This is a genomic window from Sunxiuqinia sp. A32 (assembly GCF_052690465.1).
Genome location: NZ_JBQYLI010000050.1, coordinates 1 through 636 on the forward strand (window position 1 = coordinate 1; position 636 = coordinate 636).

General features: G+C 44.8%; 2 pseudogenes. Both read right to left on the reverse strand.

The window, feature by feature from the left end:
* Positions 1 to 182 (reverse strand): annotated as a pseudogene (locus ACUNWD_RS20785) (IS1182-like element ISMsp1 family transposase); the annotation flags it as partial.
* 113 nt (positions 183 to 295) lie between these two features.
* A pseudogene (locus tag ACUNWD_RS20790) lies at positions 296 to 636 on the reverse strand (IS1182-like element ISMsp1 family transposase); the annotation flags it as partial.

The window sequence follows — 636 nt, forward strand, 5'->3', positions numbered from 1 at the left end:
GCGGTGGCAACTTCCGGGTAGTCCCCGTAAAGCCGTTCATGTTCCGTTAAATGATCCGCAAGTGTGGTCGTATCGGTAGTGGTTTGTTCCACGGTATAATTGACCACAAACTGGTTATTGGTTGAAAACTGCCAGTTGTACGCGGGCTTTAACTGTCCGTTTTTCATGTGGTCTTCTTTCATGCGCATGAAAGTGGCATCGGTATCGGTCTTGGAATAGCTGCCCCGCCCCTGAAGGATTTCTTCCTGCCCCTGGTACTTCGAAAGGTTAACAGGCCAGTTTTTGGATGCATACTTTAGTTTTTTTTTACTTCTGCACTGGCCTGTTTGTCTTTTAAAGCTTCATTGATCTGGGCGATGGCCTTTTCTACTTTTTCTGATGATATCTCTTTAAAATCAGGTGTTGGGGGAAGGTCTTTTTCCTGTTCATAAACGGACTGTACATGCGACCAGATTTCTTCCAGCTGTTGCCGGATCTTTTCTTTTTGTGTTTCAATGGCATTGCCCCAGACAAAGGTGTAACGGTTCGCATTGGCCTCCATTTTTGTTCCGTCTATGTAAACCTCTTTTATGCTTAAGTAACCTTCTGCTGCAAGCATCTCTACCACCGAACCAAATATTTCTTTCAGGTTGCCAT